Origin of the sequence: Saccharothrix algeriensis, from assembly GCF_016907655.1 — a bacterium.
In the GTDB taxonomy this organism is placed as follows: domain Bacteria; phylum Actinomycetota; class Actinomycetes; order Mycobacteriales; family Pseudonocardiaceae; genus Actinosynnema; species Actinosynnema algeriense.
Genome location: NZ_JAFBCL010000001.1, coordinates 3,683,592 through 3,700,856 on the forward strand (window position 1 = coordinate 3,683,592; position 17,265 = coordinate 3,700,856).

Here is a 17,265-nt window from a genome sequence, read left to right on the forward strand (position 1 = left end):
GCGGACGCGGGCGTCCCTCCGGGTTGAACGCCCCCGGCACGTACTCAACCAGCCGGGTACGACAATTCGCCCCGGCCGGTCCGGCGCCACGCTCCACCAGCCCGGCGCCAGGCCCCGGTCGGCTCGGCGCCAGGCCCCGGCCGGTCCGGTGCCAGGCCCGGCCGGCCCGGTGTCGCGTCCCGGTCGGTCCCGGCGGCCCGGCTCCACGCCCCGTCGGATCGCGCCGCCGCTCGGGGCGGTGGGGCGGGCGCTCGGAGGAGCGGCTGGGTCGGGCTGCCCGGAGCGCCGGGTCGGAGCGCCGGGTCGGAGCGGCCGGGTCAGAGCGGCCAGGTCAGCTCGGTGCCGGCCAGGCCGAAGTGCTGCCCGTCCGCCGAAGCGGTGAACGTGAAGTGCTGCCGCCGCGGCCTGCCCAGCGCGCGCCACTCCCGGTGGCCCCGCTCCACCGCCGTCCACAGCTCCCGGGGCCCGCCCTGCTCGACCACCGCGCCGAGGTGCCGCACCCAGGACCCGTCCGGGTGGACCAGGCGCACGGGGTCGAAGGCCAGGGCCGCCCCCTCCAGCACCAGCCCCGCGAAGAACTCGAACGGCGACGACGAGTCCACGACCGCCCGCGCCGGCAGCAGCGTCGTGCGGCTGCTCGCGGACGTGGCGTCCGCCGCGGCGTCCAGCGCCGCGTCGGCCCACGCCTGCCGGTGCGCCCGCAGCGGCATGAAGCGGCCGTCCTCCCGCAGCACCCGGCCGCGGGCGACGCCGTCGCGGACCACCAGCCGGACCAGCCCGGCCCCGATGACCCGGTTGAACGTGGTGACGACCAGCCCGTCCGGCTCGACCTGGCGCAGCCACGGCTCCGGGACGCGCGACACCGCGCACGTCCCGAGGATCCGCGAGTACGGCGCCCGCGGCGGGTGGCCCCGCTCGCCGTCGCCCGCCACGCAGTGCGGCGCGTACCCGGCCGAGCGCAGCAGCCGCACGGCGCGCGCGTGGACGCCCGGGTCGACGTCGACCGACGTCACCGCCCGCTCGCCGAGCACGTGGCTGAGCAGGGCCGCGTTGTACCCGGTGCCCGTGCCGACCTCCAGCACCGTCGAGCCGGGGCGCGCGTCGAGCGCCTCCAGCATGATCGCCATGATCGTCGGCATGCTCGACGAGCTGGTGGGCACCCCGTGCACCGGACCGGTGGTGAGTGCTTGCTGCCAGGCGTCGTCGGACCCGTTCAGCTGGGTCACGCACACCTGGTTGCGGTAGACGGTCGACAGGTGGTCGGGGTGGTCGGACGTGATCGCCGCCCACCGGCCGTCCTCCTGCTGCACGAAGCAGCCCGGTACGAAGACGTGGCGCGGGACCTGGCGAAACGCCTCCACCCACCGCGGGTCGGCGAGCACGCCCGAGGCCCGCAGCGAGTCGGCCAGCTGCGCGCGCAGGTCGGTGGCGGGGTCCACACCCCCACCGTAGCGCTGTGGGCGGGCCCACGTCCGGGTTGCTAGCACAGCGCTTGCAGGAGCTAGCACCCGCGCGTACCGTCGGAGGTGCCCGGACCGGTGACCGAGGAGGTGCCCCGCCGGTGGACAAGTCCCTCGACGAAGCGGTGGCCGACCTCGGCCGCGGCATCGGCGACTACATCCGCCAGCAGCGCAACACCGCGAAGATCTCGCTGCGCCAGCTGGCCAGGCTCGCCGGGGTCTCCAACCCCTACCTGAGCCAGATCGAGCGGGGCCTGCGCAAGCCCAGCGCGGAGATCCTCCAGCAGATCGCCAGGGGGCTGCGGATCTCGGCGGAGGCGCTGTACGTCGAGGCCGGGATCCTGGAGCAGCGCGAGGGCGGCGCGCTGGCCGACGCCATCGTCGCCGCGCCCGACCTGACCGAGCGGCAGAAGCAGGTGCTGCTCGACGTCTACGAGTCGTTCCGGCGGGAGAACACCGCCGACCGCAACACCGCCGACCAACCCGAGCCCGAGGAGTGATCCGCATGCCGAACCTGCCCACCACCGAGGAGCTGCGCAAGGCGGGCGAGCAGGTCGCCGCCGCCGCCCGCACGCCGCTGCTGGCCGCCCTGGGCGCCGGCGACCTGGCCGCCAAGGCCGTGGTCGAGGCGCTGAACAAGGCCCGGGAGCGGGCCGAGGCCGCCAGGTCCGCCGCCGAGTCGGCCGACCTCAAGGACCTCCGCGACCGGTTCGACCCGGCCGAGCTGCGCAAGGTCGTGGACGCCTACACCCAGTCCGCGCTGAACCTCTACCAGTTCCTGGCCGAGCACGGCCAGGAGGCGCTGGACAAGCTCAAGTCCCAGCCGCACGTCCAGAAGGCCCTGCACCAGGTCGAGGAGGCCGTCGAGACCGCGCAGAAGCGCACCGAGGCCGCCGCGGGCGACGCCCGCGACCTGGCCGACGACGTGCTCGGCAAGGTCAGCCGCCGCACCCGCGCGACCGGGGAGAAGGTGGCCCGCGGCCTGGACGACGTGAGCGAGGAGCTGGCCGGCGCCGTCGTCGAGGCCGGCGGCGAAGCGGCGCACGAGGTGCGCAGCACCACGCGCAAGGCCGCCGACCGCGCCGCCTCCGCCCGCTCGACCGGCGCCGCGCGCAAGCCGGCCGCGTCCCGCGGCGCCACGGCGAAGAAGCCGGCCGACTCCGCCGAGTGAGGCGGTCGTCACGGGGCGTCCCGCGGGGGCGCCCCGTTCCGGGTATCCCCGGGGCGCGGTCCGCACGTACTCTGGTGGGGTGTTCCTTCCGTTCCCGTCCCCGGACCTGATCCGCCTCGACGAGTGGATCTTGTTCCTGGCGTACTGCGTCGGGCTGATCATGGGGGTCTTCGCCTTCGCACACGCCCTGTCGCAGCGCGCCGACGCCTACACCGCGGCGGAGCGGCTCACCAAGCCCGCCTGGCTGGGCATCACCGGCGGTGGCGCGTTCGCGCTGCTGCTGTTCAGCCTCTCCGGCCCCGGCGGGATGTTCTGGCTCGCGGGGCTGGTCGCCGTCACCGTCTACCTGGTCGACGTGCGGCCCCGCCTGATCGAGGTCCAGCGCGGCCCGCGGTGGTGACCTACCGGAGCCACGGCTCCGGCACGCCGGTCACCCTGATCGGGCACGGCCTGGGCGCCACGCCCGGTGAGGCCCGCCTGCCCGCGACCGGCGTGCCCGGCACCCGGGTCGTGGTCACCCTCCCCTCGCACGGCGACGCCCCCGACGCGCCCGCCGGGTACTGGGACTACCGGCGCATCGCGGCCGACCTGCGCGCGGTCGCCCGCGAGGTGGGCGCCACGCGGGCCGTCGGCGTCTCGCTGACCTCCGGCGCGCTGCTGTCGCTGCTGGCCGACGAGCCCGACGCGTTCGAGCGGGTCGCGCTGCTGCTGCCCGCCGTCCTGGACGAGCCGCGCGCGCTGCTGAGCCGCGAGCGCGCCGTCAGCGTCGTCGGCGGGCCGCCCGAGTACCTGGCCGAGCGGCGCGCGGCGTTCCGCCGGCTCGACGGCGCGCTCGCCGAACTGCCCGGCCGGACCCCCGTGCCCGACCGGTCGGTGCTGCGGGCGGTGCGCGCCCCGGTGCTGGTGGTGGGCGCGACGGAGGACCCGCTGCACCCCCGGGAGGTCGCCGAGGCGACCGCCGCCGCGCTGCCCGCGGGCCGGTTGGAGCTCGTGCCGACCTGGCTGTCGCACCGGGGTGACGTGCGCGGGTGGTTGGGCGATTTCCTGCGCGGGTAGCCGGAGGGCATGCCCGAACCGAAGAAGATCGCATTCCTGGTCGGTGCGGAAGGGGTCGAGCAGGTCGAGCTGACCGACCCCTGGCAGCACGTCGAGAAGGCGGGCGCGGTCCCGCGGCTGCTCGCCCCGCGGCTCGGCCGGGTCCAGGCTTTCGACCACCTCACCCCGGCGGACACCTTCGACGTGGACCTGCCGTTCTCCCAGGCCGACCCCGCCGACTACGACGGCGTGGTGATCCCCGGCGGCGTCGCGGGCGCGGACTTCCTCCGCATGGACCGCGACGCGGTGGCGTTCGTGCGGGCGCACGTCGACCAGGGCAAGCCGGTCGCGTCGATCTGCCACGGGCCGTGGCTGCTGGTCGAGGCCGACGTCGTGCGCGGCAAGGCGCTGACCTCCTTCCCGAGCCTGGCCACCGACATCCGCAACGCCGGCGGGCGGTGGGACGACCTGGAGGTCCAGGTCTGCGACGGGAACGGCTGGACGCTGGTGACCAGCCGGAAGCCCGACGACCTGCCCGCGTTCGACCGCGAGGCGCTCAGGGCGTTCGGCCTGTAGGCCCGGTTCCGGCGCGCCTGGCCCCACCCGGGACCGGGCGCCCGGGCCGCGCCCGACCTGCGGGGATGTGCACCTCCCCGCAAGCCGCCCGGCTCAGAGCCGCGCCACCGCGTAGGCCGCGATCGCGTCGCGCACCCACTCGGCGAAGCCCTCGCCGTGGTCGTCGAACTGGACCTTGAAGTCCGGCGCGTCGACGTAGAGCCGGCCCAGCCCCGTGTAGGACTCGCGGTTCGGCGTCCAGCTCAGGCAGATCCACGCGTAGTGCCGGTCGGTGACCGCCAGCGCCTCCGGCGCGTCGGCCGCGACGCCCGCGTCGAACAGCCCGGCGTAGGCTTCCCTGATCGCCCGCCACTCGGCCATGAAGTCGTCCGCGTCGGCGCGGGTCCAGTCCCGCATCCGGCGCTTGCCCTCTTCGATGTGCGTGCGGGCGCCCTCGCCGAAGCGCTCCACCAGCTCGTCCTCGTAGCGGGCCTGCCGGTCGGCGTCGAAGCCGTCGAACAGCTCTTCCATCTTCATGTCGTGCTCATCCCCCTCCAGTTCCCGGATCGTCCTGGCGACGGTGTCCGCCAGCCTGTCCAGCCGCTCCCGCTCGCCGCGCAGCCACCGCTGGTGGTTGCGCAGCACGTCCACCGCGCGGTGGCGGCCGTCGAGCACCTCGGACACGGCGTCCAGGCCGAGGCCGAGGTCGCGCAGCAGGAGGATCTGCTGGAGCCGCAGCAACTGCTCCCGCTCGTAGTAGCGGTAGCCGTTGCCGCCGACCCACGCCGGCGGCAGCAGACCTATCGCGTCGTAGTGCCGCAACGTCCGCGAAGTCACCTTGGACATGCGCGCCACCTGTGCGATCGACCAGGCCACGACCCCTCACCTCCCGTGCGCCGACCACGCTAGGGGTTGACGTTGCGTCAACGTCAAGGCGAGCCGGCAGGATGGCGGGCGTGTGGAGCATCGCAGGATCCCTGTCCCCGGCGCCCGTGCTCGACCGGCTTGACCTGGTGGCCGGACCGGTGGCCACCGCGCTGCGGGCGATGGCCGACGCGGACCGGCTCGCCGTCAGCGCGATCGACCCGGCGCTGGCCGACACGGCCGAGTTCTGCGCGCACTACGGCTCGCCGCTCGGCGCGTCCGCCAACTGCGTGATCGTGGCCGGGAAGCGCGGTGACGCGGTGCGCTACGCGGCGTGCGTCGTGCTCGCCACGACCCGGGCCGACGTGAACGGCGTGGTGCGGCGGCGGCTGGACGCGCGGCGGGCGTCGTTCGCGCCGATGGACGACGCCGTGGCGCTGACCGGCATGGAGCACGGCGGCATCACGCCCGTGGGGCTGCCCGCCGACTGGCCGGTGCTGCTGGCGCCCGAGGTCGCCGCCGCGCCGGAGCTGGTGGTCGGCAGCGGGGTCCGGGGCAGCAAGCTGCTGGTGCCCGGCGAGGTGCTGGCGAAGCTGCCCGGCGCGGAGGTGCTGGAGGGGCTGGCCCGCTGACCCGGGCGGGCGCGGCTCGGCGGTCGGGTCAGTCCGCGAGCTGGGCCGCCAGCACCTCGTGCGCCTGGCGCGCGGTGAGGTGCCCGATCAGCACGTGCGTGGTCAGGCCGTCGGCCAGGGCCAGCACGGTGCGCGCCTTCAGCGGGTCGCCGAGCAGCCGCGCGAACATCGCGTGCAGCTCGGCGTAGTTCGCGCGCAGCACGGGCGCCAGGTCCGGGCTCACCACGGCCTGCGCGACGAACGCCAGCCACACCTTCGCCTCCGCCCGCTCCGGCAGGGCGACGGCCCGCACCGCGTCTTCGGCGCGGTCGCCGACGCGGCCGAGGATGCGCCGGCCGACCTCCTCCAGCGCGAACCTCAGCATCTCGTCCTTGGTGCGGAAGCACCGCTGCACCGCGCCGAGCGACACGCCCGCGCGGGCGGCGACGTCGCGCATGGTCACGCCCTCCAGGCCGCGCTCGTCGGCGAGCAGGCGCACGGCGTCCGCGATCCGCCTGCGCCTGCCGTCCCGGTCCACCGCTCTGGGCACCGCCCGAGCCTATGCGATACGTTCGTAACGATACAAACGTATCGAATGTTGGGGGTGGGCGATGTGGGAGTGGGCGGCCGTCGAGCAGGCGGCGGCGGTGCGGTCGGGCCGGGTGTCGGCCGTCGAGCTGGTGCGGGCGCACCTGGACCGGATCGCGGAGGTGAACCCGCGGGTCAACGCGGTGACGCAACTGCTGGCGGAGCAGGCCGTCGAGCAGGCGCGGGCGCTGGACCGCAGGCGGGCGGCCGGTGAGGACGTCGGGCCGCTCGCGGGCGTGCCGTTCACCGTCAAGGAGAGCATCGCCGTGCGCGGTGTGCCGACCACGCACGGCGCGGTGCGGCTGAAGGACTTCGTGGCGCCCGACGACGCGCCGCCGGTGGCCCGGCTGCGGGCGGCGGGCGCGATCCCCGTGGGGCACACCAACATGCCGACCCTGACGCTGGCCGGTGTGCACACCCGCAGCGAGCTGTTCGGCGACACGCTGAACCCCTGGGACGCCACCGTCACGCCCGGCGGCAGCAGCGGCGGCGACGGCGTCGCGGTGGCCACCGGCATGGCGGGGCTGGGGCTGGGCAACGACGCCGGCGGCTCGGTGCGCCTGCCGGCGTCGTTCTGCGGCGTCGCCGCGCTCAAGCCCACCTGCGGCCGGTTCGCCGCCGACCACCGGCTGCGCCCCGAGGACGAGCCGCCGCTGGGCGCGCAGCTGTTCGTCGTGGACGGGCCGCTGGCGCGCACGGTCGCCGACCTGCGGGCGGCGTTCGAGGTGCTCGCGGGCGCGTCACCGCGCGACCCGCGCGCGGTGCCCGTCCCGGTGCGCGGCGAACCGGCGCCGCGCCGGGTCGCGGTGGTCGCCGACCCCGGTGGGCGGGGCGTGCACCCGACCGTGCGGGCGGCGGTGGGACGGGCCGCCGGCGCGCTGTCCGACGCCGGGTACGAGGTGGCGGAGGTGCCGGACGTGCCCGCGCTGGACGAGGCGCTCTCGGCGTACGGGCGCCTGCTGATGACCGAGTTCACGCCCGCGTGGCCGGTGGTGCGCACCCTGCTCGGCGAGGGCGGGCACCGGTACGTCGAGCAGTCGATGGCCGAGTCGCCGCCGGTGGACGTGACCGAGTACGTGCGGCTGACCGGCGTGGTGCTGGGCGTGAAGCGGGCGTGGGCGGAGTTCCTGGACCGCTACCCGCTGCTGCTCGGGCCGGTGTTCACCGAGCCGCCGGTGGCCCCCGGCGTGGAGAGCCGCGACGCCGCGGGGCACGCCCTGGTGGGGTCGGCGCTGCGGCTGTGCACCGCGACCAGCCTCGCGGGGCTGCCGGCGGTGGCGGTGCCGACGGGGCTGGCGGAGGGGCTGCCGACGGGGGTGCAGCTGGTGGGCCGCGCCTTCCGGGAGGACCTGTGCCTGGCGGGTGCGTCGGTGGTGGAGGAGCGGTTCGGCGTCCTCACGCCGGTGGGCGGGCCCGCGCGTACTCCCGCAGGAAGCTGACCGCCTCGGCCACGTCGTCGGTCACCAGGATCCAGCGCTCGGCCTCCCGCCCGCGCGCCAGCCGCCGGACCAGCGGCGCCGCCGGCACCTCGTCGACCCAGAAGTCCTCGCCCAGGAACACCATCGGCGCGGCCGGGCCGACCGAGCCGTAGTGGTTCTGGGTGTAGTCCTGGAACACCTCCTGCACGGTGCCCGCGCTGCCCGGCGTGTAGACGATGCCGCCCGTCGCGACGGTCAGCAGGCCCTCCTCGCGGACCGAGTTGGCGAAGTACTTGGCGTGCAGCTCGCACGCCGGGTTCGGCGGCTCGTGGCCGTAGAACCAGGTGGGGATGCCGATCGTGCGCGGCCGGTCGAACCCGGGCAGGTCGGGCGGGAACGCCGCGAGCCACCGCCCGATCGACTCCGCGTCGCCGCCGAACCCCGGCGCCCGGGCCAGGTCGCGCAGCACGCCGGCGTCCTCGCCGACCCGCACGCCCAGCGGCACGGCCTCCATCGCGCCCGGACCGCCGCCGGTCAGCACCGTGAACCCGGCCTCGCCGAGCGCCGCGCCCAGCCGCACGGCCCGCCGGTAGCCCGGCGTGTCGCGGCCCAGCGCGTGCCCGCCCATCACGGCCACCGGCGCGTCGCCCGGGGCGCCGCCCAGGGCCTCCCCCAGGGCTTCGGTGATGGCGTGGTCGTGCAGGCGCTCGGCGAGGGCGTGCAGCGGGTCCGGGTGGTGGCCCTGCTGCCTGCTGTGCCGGTAGACGCGGGCGTCGGGGGTGTCCGCGTAGGACCCCGGCCGCGCCGGGTCGAAGCCGGCGAACAGCTCGGCGGGCGTGTAGAGCGACGACCGGTACACCGAGTACGGCACGTCCGGGATGGTGGGGAACACCAGCGCGCCCGCCGCGTCGGCCCGCCGCCGCGCCGAGGGCTCCAGCACGCACCCCAGGAACAGCGCGCCGTCCAGCGGGACCCGCAGGTCCTCCCCGCCCAGGTCCAACCCGACGAGCACCGCGCCGCGCAGGTCGGTGGCGGTGCGGACCCGGTCCGGGTCCCTGATCACGGTGCGCACCGGCGAAGCCTACGTCCCGCCGCGCGCCGGGACGGGCCGGTCGCGCGAACGCGGGCGCCGGCCGGCCGCGGTGCGGGGCTAGAAGATGACGGTCTGGTTGCCGTGCACCAGGACCCGGTCCTCCAGGTGCCAGCGCAGGCCGCGCGCCAGCACCACCTTCTCGATGTCCCGGCCCTTGCGCACCATGTCCGGGATGGAGTCGGTGTGGTCGACCCGGACCACGTCCTGCTCGACGATCGGGCCCTGGTCCAGCTCGGCGGTCACGTAGTGGCAGGTCGCGCCGACCAGCTTCACGCCCCGGCCGTGCGCCTGGTGGTAGGGCCGCGCGCCGACGAACGACGGCAGGAAGCTGTGGTGGATGTTCAGCGCCCGCCCCGCCCAGTCCGCGCACAGCTCGGTCGGCAGGATCTGCATGAACCGGGCCAGCACCACCGCGTGCGGCCGGTGCGCGTCCACCAGCTGCCGCAGCTGCGCGAACGCCGCCTGCCTGCCCTCCGGGTCGTTGGCCGGGAACGGGACGTGGTGGAACGGGATGCCGTGCGCCCGCGTGATGCCCGCCAGGTCGGCGTGGTTGCCGATCACCGCCGGCACGTCGACGTCCAGCTCGCGCGACGCGACCCGGCCCAGCAGGTCGTACAGGCAGTGCCCCTCCTTGGACACCAGCAGCACCACCCGCCTGCGCTCGCCGGTGTCGGTGACCCGCCAGTTGGCGTTGGCGCCCAGCTCGCGGGCGAGCAGCCCGAACCGCTCGCGCAGCTCGACCGCGTCGAACGGCAGCGAGTCCGCGCGCACCTCCTGGCGGGTGAAGAACCAGTTCGTCGCCGGGTCGGTGTGGTAGGCGGCCTCGACGATCCAGCCGCCGTGCTCGGCGAGGAACGAGGAGATCCTCGCCACGATGCCGGTGCGGTCCGGGCAGCCGAAGGTGATCACGTAGCGTCGCTCGGGCTGGGGCACGGTGCAGAAGTATCCACCGCCGGGCGGCGCGCCGACCAGCGGACCTGCCGCCGGTCGCGGCCGCGCGGGGCGCCCGGTCGGGCCCCGGACCGGCTCACCGCGGCCGGACGGACTCCCAGGGCACCGTCACCTCGCCCAGCCGCCACCGCCGGCGGCCGTCCAGCACCGGCCAGCCGCGCCGGGCCAGCAGCGCCACGGCCTCCACCCAGCGGGCCCGCGGCCCGAACGGCGCGAACGTCGCCGCGGCGGCCCAGCAGGCGTCCAGCTCGGCCAGCAGCGCGTGCACGCGCTCACCGGGCACGTTGCGGTGGATCAGCGCCTTGGGCAGCCGCTCGGCCAGGTCGCCGGGCGTCTCCAGGTCGGCGGGCAGGCACGACAGCGTGAGCGTCCGCGGCCCTTGGGCCGTCAGCGCGACCCAGGAGCAGCGGCGGCCGATCTCGTCGCACGTGCCCTCCACCAGGACGCCGCCGGGGGCGAGGCGGCCCCGCATGGTCGCCCACGCCTCCGCCGCCTGCTCCTCGGTGTACTGGCGCAGCACGTTGAACGCGCGCAGCAGCACCGGCCGCCGCCCGGCCAGCTCGAAGCCGCCCCGGCGGAACTCCAGCCGCGGCGGGTCGGCCGCGGCCTGCCCCGCGGCGACGCGGTCGGCGTCCAGCTCCAGCCCGAGCACCCGCAGCCGCGGGTTGACCGGCCGCAGCCGGGTCGCCAGCTCGACGGTGGTGACCGGCGACGAGCCGTAGCCGAGGTCGACGACCAGCGGGTCGGCGGCCCCCTCCAGCACGTCCCGGCACGCGTGGCGGACCCACCGGTCGACCCGGCGCAGGCGGTTGGGGTTGGTCGTCCCCCTCGTGGGCAGGCCGAGCGCGCGGGCCCGGCCCGCCGCTAGGCGCGGCGCGCGAGCCATGCGTCGGTGAACTCGGCTTCCTTGTCCAGCAGCAGGGCCACCTGCTCGGCGATCAGCCCCTCCAGCTTGCCGCCCAGCAGCGGGACGCCGACCTTGACCTGGCCGACCAGGGTCAGCTCGCTCCCGCCACCGGCCGCGTCGGCCAGCGTGATCGTCCCGTCCAGCCGGCCCGGCACGCCGTTGAGGGTGACCTCGACGGTCCCGGCGTGCCCGGCCTCGGTCCACGACTCGGCGCGGTCGATCACCAGGTCGCCGCCCAGCACCCCGCGCGCGACCGGCGGCAGCCGGTCCGCGGCGACGCCCTGCTTGAGCTGGTAGGACGTGGTGGCGTCGGTCCGGGTGAACGCGACCAGCTCCGCGCCCACCCCGCCGAGGGCCGCCAACCGGTCGCGCAGGTAGGTCTCGTCCACCAGCGCGGAGAAGACCTCCGACGCGGGCCGGCGGGACGTCGTCAGGTGCTCGATGCGGCGTGCCATGCCGCGGAGGCTACCGTTGACGGCCGTGACCACCCCGCTGTCCGGTGCCCAGGTGCGCACCCGCGTGCCGCTGGCCGAGCGCACCACGCTCCGGCTCGGTGGCCCGGCGGCGCGGTTCGTGAGCCCGACCACCGCCGCCGACCTGGTCGAAGCCGTGCGCGAGCTGGACGCCGCGGGCGAGCCCGTGCTGCTGCTCGGCGGCGGCTCGAACCTGGTGATCGCCGACGCCGGCTTCGCCGGGACGGCCGTGCGGGTCGGCACCCTCGGCCGCCGCCTGGACCCGCTGGGCGACGGCCTCGTGCAGCTGACCGTCGAGGCGGGCGAGGAGTGGGACTCCGTCGTCGCCGAGGCCGTGGCGCAGGGCCTGGGCGGGCTGGAGTGCCTGTCCGGCATCCCCGGCCTGGTCGGCGCGACGCCGGTGCAGAACGTCGGCGCGTACGGCGTGGAGGTCTCCCAGGTGCTGACGTCGGTCGACCTGCTGGACCGGCGCACCGGCCGGGTGCACCAGCGGCCCGCCGACTCGCTGGGGCTGGCCTACCGCACCAGCGTGCTCAAGGGCACCGACCACGCCGTGGTGCTGCGCGCGCGGTTCGCGCTGACCTCGGGCGGCCAGTCCGCGCCCATCCGGTACGCCGAGCTGGCCCGCGTGCTGGGCGTGGCGCAGGGCGAGCGGGTGCCCGCCGAGGCCGCCCGCAAGGCGGTGCTGGAACTGCGGCGCGGCAAGGGGATGGTGCTCGACGAGGCCGACCACGACACGTGGAGCGCGGGCTCGTTCTTCACCAACCCGCTGCTGGACGACTCGACGCTGGCCGGCGTCCTGATCCGCGTCGCCGAGCGCCTGGGGCGGCACGTCGACGTGCCCGCCTACCCGGCCGGCCCCGGCCACCACAAGCTCTCCGCGGCCTGGCTGATCGAGCGCGCCGGGTTCGCCCGCGGGCACCGCGGCCCCGGCGGCCGGGTCGCGCTGTCCGGCAAGCACACCCTGGCGCTGACCAACCGCGGCGGCGCGTCCACGGTGGACCTGCTCGACCTGGCGCGCGAGGTGCGCGACGGCGTGCGGGCGGCGTTCGGGGTGGAGCTGCACCCGGAACCGGTGCTGGTGGGCTGCGACCTGACCTGAGGCCGCGGGCGGCCCTCAGCCCCGGTGCACCCGCGTCGCCGACGCCTGCGCCCGCGGCTTGAGCACGATCTGGTCCAGGTTCACGTGCGAGGGCCTGGTCACCGCGAACGCGATGACGTCCGCCACGTCGTCCGCCGTGAGCGGCGTCAGCCCCGCGTAGACCGCCGCCGCCCGCTCCGCGTCGCCCTCGAAGCGGTTGACCGAGAAGTCGGTCTCCACCATCCCCGGCAGGACCTCCGTCACGCGGACCGGCTGCCCCAGCAGCTCGCCGCGCAGCGTCCGGTGCAGCGCCGACTGGGCGTGCTTGGCCGAGGTGTAGCCGGAGCCGTTGTCGTACGCCTCGTAGGCCGCCACGGAGGTCACCGTCACGACGTGGCCGTCACCGGAGCCGATCAGCGCGGGCAGCAGGCCCTTGGTGACCCGCAGGGTGCCCAGGACGTTGGTCTCCCACATCCACCGCCAGTCGTCCTCGTCGGCCTCCGCGACCGGGTCCAGGCCGCGCGCGCCGCCCGCGTTGTTGACCAGCACCCTGGCCCGCGGGACGGCGGCCACGAGCGCCGCGACCGATGCGGGCTCCGTCACGTCCAGTTCCAGCGCCGTGCCGCCGATGTCATCCGCGATAGTGTGGAGGAGGTCCAGCCGCCGGGCGGCCAGCACGACGTGGAAGCCCTCGGCGGAGAGCCTGCGGGCGGTGGCTTCGCCGATACCCGCGCTGGCTCCGGTGACGACTGCGATGGGACGGGTCACGCCGGTGATCCTAGGTCCGTGACACGGATCACCTGCACCTGACGGTCCCGGTGCGCGTCCTTGGTTCGGGAGGTCGAACTGTGCGCAAGAGGCTCACGGCCCTGCTGCTCGGCGTGGTGTTCCTCGCCGGCTGCTCGGCCAAGGTGGAAGAAGGCGCGGCGCAGCCCCCGGGCGGCGACGCGCCACCGGTGGCGAAGTTCACCACCGCGCCCGCCGACGGCGCGACCGGCGTTCCGGTGAACCTGCCGGTCCGGGTGACCGTCGCCGAGGGCACGATCGACCAGGTCGCCCTGACCAACCCGGAGGGCGAGCAGGTCGAGGGCGCGCTGTCCGAGGACCGGAGGTCCTGGGCGAGCACCGAACCGCTCGGCTTCGGCAAGAGCTACGCCTACACCGGCCAGGCCACCGGCTCCGACGGCAGGAAGGTCGAGCTGAAGGGCGCGTTCACCACCCTCGAAGCGGCCTCCCAGGTGCGCGCCACGCTGTTCCCCGGCGACGACCAGGTGGTCGGCGTCGCGATCCCGATCATGGTGCGGTTCGAGGCCGACGTCGCCGACCGGGCCGCCGTGGAGAAGGCGCTGACCGTCACCAACTCGGCGAACGTCAAGGGCAGCTGGGCCTGGCTGAACCCGCGCGAGGTGCACTACCGGCCGGAGGCGTACTGGCCCGCGGACACCGAGGTGCACGTGGAGGCCAAGCTCTACGGCGTGCACTACGGCGGCGGCGCGTACGGCCGGGCCGACGTGACCAGCGACTTCACCATCGGCCGCAACCAGGTCGTCAAGATCCACACCCCGTCGCACCAGCTCGTGGTGCAGCGCGACGGCGCGACCGTGGCGACCTACCCCGCGTCGTTCGGCCGGGACGCGGACCCGGAGCTGACCACCCCGAACGGCACGTTCGTGGTGATGCAGAAGGACCCGCAGTTCAGCTTCGACAACCCGCGCTACGGCTACACCAACGTGCTGAAGAAGTGGGCCGTCCGGTTCTCCAACCACGGCGAGTTCATCCACGAGAACAACGACAACGCGGCCAACATCGGCAGGAACAACACCTCGCACGGCTGCGCGAACCTGCTGGAGGCCGACGCCAAGGCGTACTACGACAGCGCCCTGGTCGGCGACCCGGTGGAGGTCACCGGCTCGATCACCACGCTGCCCGCGCAGTACGACTGGTACGACTGGCAGATCCCGTGGGCCCAGTGGCAGACGATGTCCGCGCTCTGACCCGCGGGCGATGTGCGCGCGGTGGGAAGCGATGAGTCCGGCGGCGCGTTGGGACTGGGCGTGCTGACTTCACTCCTCACCACCCCCGGCGCGCGGCCGGTGGCCCGCGGGGCGGGCCCCGTCCCCGGTCCGGCCGTGGTGCCGGCGCACGGCTGGACCCCGTCCGGGGAGGTGCGGTCGCACCGGTTCGCCGACCGGCCGTCCCCCCGGCGCCCGGCCTTACCGCACCCGTCCGCCCGGCGCCGGTCGCTCCGGGCGCACGCCGCCGGCCCGGCCGCGCCCACCGCGGAGGTGGCGGCGTGAGGCGGGTCGCGGTGCTGTCGGTGCACACCTCGCCGCTGGAGCAGCCCGGCACGGGCGACGCGGGCGGCATGAACGTCTACATCGTGGAGACGGCGACGCGCATGGCGCGGCGCGGCGTCGAGGTCGAGGTCTTCACCCGCGCGACCGGCTCGGACCTGCCGCCGGTCGCGGAGCTGGCGCCGGGCGTGACGGTGCGGCACGTGGTGGCCGGGCCGTTCGAGGGCCTGGGCAAGGAGGAGCTGCCCGGCCAGCTGTGCGCGTTCACGGCGGGCGTGCTGCGGGCCGAGGCGCGGCACGACCCGGGCCACTACGACGTCGTCCACTCGCACTACTGGCTGTCCGGCCAGGTGGGGTGGCTGGCGCGGGAGCGCTGGGCGGTGCCCCTGGTGCACACCGCGCACACCCTGGCGAAGGTGAAGAACGCCAACCTCGCCACGTCCGACACCCCCGAGCCGCGGATGCGGGTGATCGGCGAGGAGCAGGTGGTCGCCGAGGCCGACCGGCTGGTCGCCAACACCGACGTGGAGGCGCGGGAGCTGGTCGACCTGTACGCCGCGGACCCGGCGAAGGTGGTCGTCGTGCCGCCGGGGGTCGACCTCGACCGGTTCACGCCGGGCGACCGGGGCGCCGCGCGCGCCGCGCTGGACCTGCGGCCGGACGCCGTGGTGCTCGCGTTCGTGGGCCGCATCCAGCCGCTCAAGGCGCCCGACGTGCTCATCCGGGCGGCCGCCGAGCTGCTGCTGCACGCGCCGCTGCTGCGGGAGCGGCTGGTCGTGCTCGTCGTCGGCGGGCCGTCCGGCAGCGGGGTGCGGACGCCCGAGGAGCTCAAGCGGCTGGCCGGCGAGCTGGGCGTGGCCGACGTGGTGCGGTTCCTGCCGCCGCAGGGCGGCGAGGCGCTGGCGCGGGTGTACCGGGCGGCCGACGTGGTCGCGGTGCCCAGCCACAACGAGTCGTTCGGGCTGGTCGCGCTGGAGGCGCAGGCGTGCGGGACGCCGGTCGTGGCGGCGGCGGTCGGCGGGCTGCCGGTGGCCGTGCGCGACGGCGTGTCCGGCCTGCTGGTCGAGGGGCACGAGGCCGGGCCGTGGGCGCGCGCGCTGGGCGAGCTGGCCCTGCACCCCGCGCGCCGGGAGGAGCTGGCCGCCAACGCGGTCGGGCACGCCCACCGGTTCTCCTGGGACCGCACGACTGATTCGCTGCTGGCGGGGTACGCCCAAGCACGGGACGTGTTCCGCGAGGAGGTCGGCACTTGAGCCTGGACGAGATCATCCGGTCCGCCCTGGACGACCGCGAGCTGGTCTACCAGCGCAAGGAACCGGGCAGGTTCTTCGTGACCCTGCCCGGCGCCAAGAAGCTCCAGACCAACTGCTGGCTGGTGGTCGGCCGGCACGCCCTGCTGGTCGAGGCGTTCGTGTGCCGCAACCCGGACGAGGCGCACGAGGAGGTGTACCGGTTCCTGTTGCGGCGCAACACCAAGCTCTACGGCGTGCACTACGCGGTCGACCCGCGCGGCGACATCCACCTGGTGGGCCGGATCGCGCTGCACGCCGTGACGGCCGACGAGCTCGACCGCGTGCTCGGGCAGGTGGTGGAGGCGGCCGACGGCGACTTCAACGCGCTGCTGGAGATCGGGTTCAAGGGCGCGATCCGGCGTGAGTGGGACTGGCGGGTCTCGCGCGGGGAGTCGCTGGCGAACCTCCGGGCGTTCCAGCACCTCGTGGAGCAGTGACCCCGGCCGGTGGCCGAATCGTGATCATCTTTGCGCAACCGGTCCTCCCCGGTGCTCCGTCCACGGGGCAACGGATCACCGGAGGGGAACATGGGCGGACGAGTGGGGCTCGCGCTGGCGCTGGCGGTGTTGGCGCTGGCCGGGTGTTCCGCGGGCGAGAGCAACGGCGGGGCGCCGGCGGTCGCCCCGGCCCCGGCGGAGCGCGCCGACGGGCAGGCCGAGCGCCGCGGCCAGGAGGGGCTGCCGGACCAGGCCGCCGAGCCGGTCGCGCAGGGCAGGCAGCTGGTGCGCACCGCGAAGGTCGAGCTGCGCGCCGCGGACGTCGCGGGGGTGCTGGCCCGGGTCAAGGAGCTGGCGATCGCCGCGGGCGGGTTCCCGGCGCAGGAGAACACCACCGAGGACCGCGGCACGGTCACCCTGCGGGTGCCCGGTGACCGGCTGGACGCGCTGCTCGCGTCGCTGGCCGGGCTGCCGGACGTGGCGGTGGGGCGCCGCGAGGTGCGCACCGAGGACGTGACCGACCAGGTGGTGGACGTCGAGGCCCGGCTGGCCAACCAGCGGGCCAGCGTGGAGCGGGTGCGCGGGCTGCTGGAGCGGGCGGGGTCCACGTCGGAGATCACGGCGATCGAGGCCGAGCTGACCAAGCGGCAGTCCGACCTGGAGTCGCTCCAGCGCCGCCACGACGCCCTCAAGGGGCGGATCGCCCTGTCCACCCTGACCGTCTCGGTGGCGGCCGGGAGCAGCGCGCCCGCCCCGCCCGAGGACGAGGACTTCCTGACCGCGCTGGCCGGCGGCTGGGACGCCCTGGTGGGCGCGGCGGCGTGGCTGCTCGTCGTCATCGGGGCCGCGCTGCCGTTCGCCGTCGTGCTCGGGGCGCCGCTGCTCGGCTACCTCCTCTGGCGCCGCCGCCGCAGGGCCGCGGTGACCCCTGCCACCCGAACGGGTGAGTAAAACCGAGGGAAGCTCTACTCAGGGTGGCCCGGCGCGGGAGCGCGGGGCGGCTTGGGAGAGAGGGGGAGTCGCGAGCTCAAGCCG

The 17,265-nt window shown here is 75.6% G+C and carries 21 protein-coding genes; 13 read left to right on the top strand and 8 right to left on the bottom strand.

What is annotated here, in order from left to right; all coding sequences use genetic code 11:
- Positions 1 to 317: 317 nt before the first annotated feature.
- Positions 318 to 1,439 carry a methyltransferase domain-containing protein gene (locus JOE68_RS31855; protein ID WP_204843286.1) on the bottom strand — a complete coding sequence of 374 codons (1,122 nt, stop codon included), beginning with the start codon at positions 1,437 to 1,439 and terminating at the stop codon, positions 318 to 320.
- A gap of 122 nt (positions 1,440 to 1,561) precedes the next feature.
- Here JOE68_RS31855 and JOE68_RS16830 point away from each other — a divergent pair, with 122 nt between their 5' ends.
- The 5 genes from JOE68_RS16830 (at position 1,562) to JOE68_RS16850 (ending at position 4,242) form a co-directional block, all read left to right on the top strand.
- Positions 1,562 to 1,960: a helix-turn-helix domain-containing protein gene (locus JOE68_RS16830; RefSeq protein ID WP_204843287.1), complete on the top strand. Its 399-nt coding sequence runs from the start codon at positions 1,562 to 1,564 to the stop codon at positions 1,958 to 1,960.
- Positions 1,961 to 1,965: 5 nt separating this feature from the next.
- Positions 1,966 to 2,631, top strand: coding sequence for a hypothetical protein (locus tag JOE68_RS16835; RefSeq protein ID WP_204843288.1), 666 nt, complete (start codon positions 1,966 to 1,968; stop codon positions 2,629 to 2,631).
- A gap of 109 nt (positions 2,632 to 2,740) precedes the next feature.
- The gene (locus JOE68_RS16840) at positions 2,741 to 3,031 is read left to right on the top strand and encodes a DUF2516 family protein (RefSeq protein ID WP_307820038.1); all 291 of its coding nucleotides are present in this window, start codon (positions 2,741 to 2,743) and stop codon (positions 3,029 to 3,031) included.
- Positions 3,025 to 3,687: an alpha/beta fold hydrolase gene (locus tag JOE68_RS16845; RefSeq protein ID WP_307819715.1), complete on the top strand. Its 663-nt coding sequence runs from the start codon at positions 3,025 to 3,027 to the stop codon at positions 3,685 to 3,687. The genes JOE68_RS16840 and JOE68_RS16845 overlap by 7 nt, the downstream gene beginning before the upstream one ends.
- A 9-nt stretch (positions 3,688 to 3,696) precedes the next feature.
- On the top strand, positions 3,697 to 4,242 hold the full coding sequence (locus JOE68_RS16850) for a type 1 glutamine amidotransferase domain-containing protein (protein WP_204843290.1): 546 nt from the start codon (positions 3,697 to 3,699) through the stop codon (positions 4,240 to 4,242).
- Positions 4,243 to 4,335: 93 nt separating this feature from the next.
- Here the strand turns inward: JOE68_RS16850 and JOE68_RS32250 are convergent, their stop codons facing one another.
- On the bottom strand, positions 4,336 to 5,097 hold the full coding sequence (locus JOE68_RS32250) for a MerR family transcriptional regulator (RefSeq protein WP_204843291.1): 762 nt from the start codon (positions 5,095 to 5,097) through the stop codon (positions 4,336 to 4,338).
- 71 nt (positions 5,098 to 5,168) lie between these two features.
- On the opposite strand from JOE68_RS32250, the gene JOE68_RS16860 reads away from it, so the two are divergent.
- Positions 5,169 to 5,717, top strand: a complete 549-nt coding sequence (locus JOE68_RS16860) for a YbaK/EbsC family protein (RefSeq protein WP_204843292.1) — start codon at positions 5,169 to 5,171, stop codon at positions 5,715 to 5,717.
- Positions 5,718 to 5,745: 28 nt separating this feature from the next.
- Here the strand turns inward: JOE68_RS16860 and JOE68_RS16865 are convergent, their stop codons facing one another.
- Positions 5,746 to 6,246 carry a TetR/AcrR family transcriptional regulator gene (locus JOE68_RS16865; RefSeq protein WP_204843293.1) on the bottom strand — a complete coding sequence of 167 codons (501 nt, stop codon included), beginning with the start codon at positions 6,244 to 6,246 and terminating at the stop codon, positions 5,746 to 5,748.
- Positions 6,247 to 6,307: 61 nt separating this feature from the next.
- On the opposite strand from JOE68_RS16865, the gene JOE68_RS16870 reads away from it, so the two are divergent.
- Positions 6,308 to 7,723 (top strand): amidase, encoded by a 1,416-nt coding sequence (locus JOE68_RS16870; protein ID WP_204843294.1) that lies wholly within the window; start codon positions 6,308 to 6,310, stop codon positions 7,721 to 7,723.
- Here JOE68_RS16870 and JOE68_RS16875 read toward each other — a convergent pair.
- From JOE68_RS16875 to JOE68_RS16890, 4 genes are all read right to left on the bottom strand, one after another.
- Positions 7,680 to 8,774 (bottom strand): LOG family protein, encoded by a 1,095-nt coding sequence (locus JOE68_RS16875; RefSeq protein ID WP_204843295.1) that lies wholly within the window; start codon positions 8,772 to 8,774, stop codon positions 7,680 to 7,682. The two genes, JOE68_RS16870 and JOE68_RS16875, sit on opposite strands and share 44 nt — an antisense overlap.
- 78 nt (positions 8,775 to 8,852) lie before the next feature.
- On the bottom strand, positions 8,853 to 9,728 hold the full coding sequence (purU, locus tag JOE68_RS16880; protein WP_204843296.1) for a formyltetrahydrofolate deformylase: 876 nt from the start codon (positions 9,726 to 9,728) through the stop codon (positions 8,853 to 8,855).
- A gap of 94 nt (positions 9,729 to 9,822) precedes the next feature.
- On the bottom strand, positions 9,823 to 10,632 hold the full coding sequence (locus JOE68_RS16885; RefSeq protein WP_204843297.1) for a class I SAM-dependent methyltransferase: 810 nt from the start codon (positions 10,630 to 10,632) through the stop codon (positions 9,823 to 9,825).
- On the bottom strand, positions 10,611 to 11,108 hold the full coding sequence (locus JOE68_RS16890) for a DUF2505 domain-containing protein (RefSeq protein WP_204843298.1): 498 nt from the start codon (positions 11,106 to 11,108) through the stop codon (positions 10,611 to 10,613). Before JOE68_RS16890 ends, JOE68_RS16885 begins: the two co-directional genes overlap by 22 nt.
- Between JOE68_RS16890 and JOE68_RS16895 the strand changes: the two genes are divergently transcribed.
- Positions 11,095 to 12,228 carry a UDP-N-acetylmuramate dehydrogenase gene (locus JOE68_RS16895; RefSeq protein WP_204843299.1) on the top strand — a complete coding sequence of 378 codons (1,134 nt, stop codon included), beginning with the start codon at positions 11,095 to 11,097 and terminating at the stop codon, positions 12,226 to 12,228. The genes JOE68_RS16890 and JOE68_RS16895 overlap by 14 nt on opposite strands.
- Positions 12,229 to 12,243: 15 nt before the next feature.
- Here JOE68_RS16895 and JOE68_RS16900 read toward each other — a convergent pair whose 3' ends face one another.
- Positions 12,244 to 12,975, bottom strand: a complete 732-nt coding sequence (locus JOE68_RS16900; RefSeq protein ID WP_204843300.1) for an SDR family NAD(P)-dependent oxidoreductase — start codon at positions 12,973 to 12,975, stop codon at positions 12,244 to 12,246.
- Positions 12,976 to 13,055: 80 nt separating this feature from the next.
- Between JOE68_RS16900 and JOE68_RS16905 the strand changes: the two genes are divergently transcribed.
- The 5 genes from JOE68_RS16905 to JOE68_RS16925 all read left to right on the top strand — a co-directional run bounded on the left by JOE68_RS16905 (position 13,056) and on the right by JOE68_RS16925 (position 17,181).
- Positions 13,056 to 14,201: a L,D-transpeptidase gene (locus JOE68_RS16905; RefSeq protein WP_204843301.1), complete on the top strand. Its 1,146-nt coding sequence runs from the start codon at positions 13,056 to 13,058 to the stop codon at positions 14,199 to 14,201.
- A 21-nt stretch (positions 14,202 to 14,222) separates the two neighbouring features.
- Complete coding sequence (locus JOE68_RS16910; protein ID WP_204843302.1) at positions 14,223 to 14,504, top strand: hypothetical protein; 282 nt, start codon at positions 14,223 to 14,225, stop codon at positions 14,502 to 14,504.
- Entirely contained in the window at positions 14,501 to 15,754 is a 1,254-nt protein-coding gene (mshA, locus tag JOE68_RS16915; protein ID WP_204843303.1) for a D-inositol-3-phosphate glycosyltransferase, read from the top strand. The genes JOE68_RS16910 and mshA overlap by 4 nt, the downstream gene beginning before the upstream one ends.
- A complete protein-coding gene (locus JOE68_RS16920; RefSeq protein WP_204843304.1) occupies positions 15,751 to 16,230 on the top strand; it encodes a type III secretion system chaperone family protein in 480 nt (159 codons plus the stop codon). The genes mshA and JOE68_RS16920 overlap by 4 nt, the downstream gene beginning before the upstream one ends.
- A 90-nt stretch (positions 16,231 to 16,320) precedes the next feature.
- Entirely contained in the window at positions 16,321 to 17,181 is an 861-nt protein-coding gene (locus JOE68_RS16925; protein WP_204843305.1) for a DUF4349 domain-containing protein, read from the top strand.
- Positions 17,182 to 17,265 lie beyond the last annotated feature (84 nt).